Annotated in this window: 2 protein-coding genes; both read left to right on the top strand. The window is 30.5% G+C overall.

The features are described from left to right. Positions 1 to 34 precede the first annotated feature (34 nt). A complete protein-coding gene (locus ND811_RS19170; protein ID WP_265353635.1) occupies positions 35 to 574 on the top strand; it encodes an SMI1/KNR4 family protein in 540 nt (179 codons plus the stop codon). Between the two features lie 229 nt (positions 575 to 803). Then, positions 804 to 1811: an SH3 domain-containing protein gene (locus tag ND811_RS19165; protein WP_265353601.1), complete on the top strand. Its 1008-nt coding sequence runs from the start codon at positions 804 to 806 to the stop codon at positions 1809 to 1811. Positions 1812 to 1898 lie beyond the last annotated feature (87 nt).

Genomic DNA, 1898 nt, shown 5'->3' with positions numbered 1-1898 from the left:
TTCGTTATACGAAATTGCCTAAAATGAAATTTATATGAAGAACGGCGAATTAATAAAATTAACTCTAGAAACATTAAAAAAAAGATTAAATAAAAATAGTGAGTTGGCATGCCAAAATGCAAACGGATCATTTTCATCAAGTAAATGTGTATTTAATCCACCAATTCTTAACGAAGAAATCATAAGATTTCAGACTAAACTTAAATATGAACTTCCAATAGATTATATAAATTTTTTAATGATAAACAACGGCTGTACTTTATTTGAAGATTCAAATTTTGGAGGTGAAAATATTTTTTACAGATTAGAAGAAATTGAATCTAACACGTATGAAGACAATGGAGAAGGATTTCTGAAAATTGGAACGATCTATCAAGAAAATATAATAATTAATCTCCAATTATATAAGAAAGGTGAACCAAATTATTTAATGGTAAAGGATCAACATGATCATTTTCTTGAAGCAATAAAATTAGAATCTAATTTCGAAATATGGTTTGATAGATTAATAATTTGCCAAGGTGAAAAATTTTGGAATTGGAAATATCAAACAGCAGAAGATTATTATAAGTAATAAATGAAATATCTCGACTTAATCAAATAAATAGGCAACTTCGTATAACATCGGGGAAACGCTTCGCTTCGGCACTACGGCCTCGCTCGGTCTGCGACACATTCCTCTCCGTCACGCTTTTATGCCTTCGCAAAAAGCGCGCCGACGCTAACGCCTCTACGAGGCTCAGCTCCGAGGAACGTCGTCTCCCCTAGTTCGTTATGCGTAATCTCATAAATAAAAGGAAGATATGAATAAAATAAAAATACTAATAACCATTTCAACAATATATCTCTCAACAACTCTTCTTGCTGAAGAGAATAAAGAATATCTCGTCACGGCACCGACTGGATTGATTCTCCGATCCAAACCAAACATGAATTCAAATAAAATAACTACTATACCTTTTGGTGAAACAGTAAAAAGAAATAATAAATTTTCGATAGAAGATTCAAAGCCTTATTTTGAATTTTACGATAACAAAATGAGTTATGACTACAAGTATCACGGTGAGTCATCTTGGTATAAAATCGAATATCAAAATTTTGAAGGTTTTGCCTATGGCTTCTTCCTGGTTGAAAAAAATTCAAAGAATTTTAACTTTTTTACATATAATGAAAAAAAGGATGATTTCGAGATTAAAAGAAATTTTATTAACTTTAAATCAGAAAATGGAAATGTCATTAAAAGAATATTTTCCCAAGTCTATTATGAAAACACTCTTCTTTTCCAGATGGAATCTCCAATTATTCTTAACGAAACAGCCTTCATAAGGGAAAATTTCTTATATTTCGAAAAACCATTAACTCATAGAGAAGCAATGGGTTACCAAGGAATTTTATTTCCCTTGTTTTATAGAAGATACATGAGACTTGATCTTAAAAATAAAAAAAACCTTATAGAAAAAATAGAGATAATAGCATCTCCAGAAACTTCAATAATGAATAATCAATTATTCATACAAATAAAAGAACGAAAAACGTCTTCCATGAAAGTAGATCTACCAGAAAAACAAGAACCCATATTTTTCTTCAATGACAAAAAGATTAAAGTCTCAAGTGAAATCAGTGAATCTTTCAAATGTTTAAATAAAAATAAATATTTTAACAATAAATCCGAAGATTCATTTCACACAGACTCTAATTTAATTTTTGTTTCTTTGGAAGAAAATATAGATAACATAGAAAACCAAAAATTAAAAATAAATATTTGTGATAAACCCATGACTCTTGATTTCTTAAATTATCGTATCGAATGAGACTACGCATAACATCGGCTAAACACTGCGCTTCGGGTCTCCGCCCTCGCTTGGCCTTCGGCACATTCCTCTCCGTCACGATTCTTG

It is taken from the genome of Leptospira soteropolitanensis (assembly GCF_026151655.1).
GTDB classification, from domain to species: Bacteria; Spirochaetota; Leptospiria; order Leptospirales; family Leptospiraceae; genus Leptospira_A; species Leptospira_A soteropolitanensis.
The sequence above is the reverse complement of the archived record's forward strand: the minus strand, read 5'-3'. Positions and strand labels throughout refer to the sequence as shown.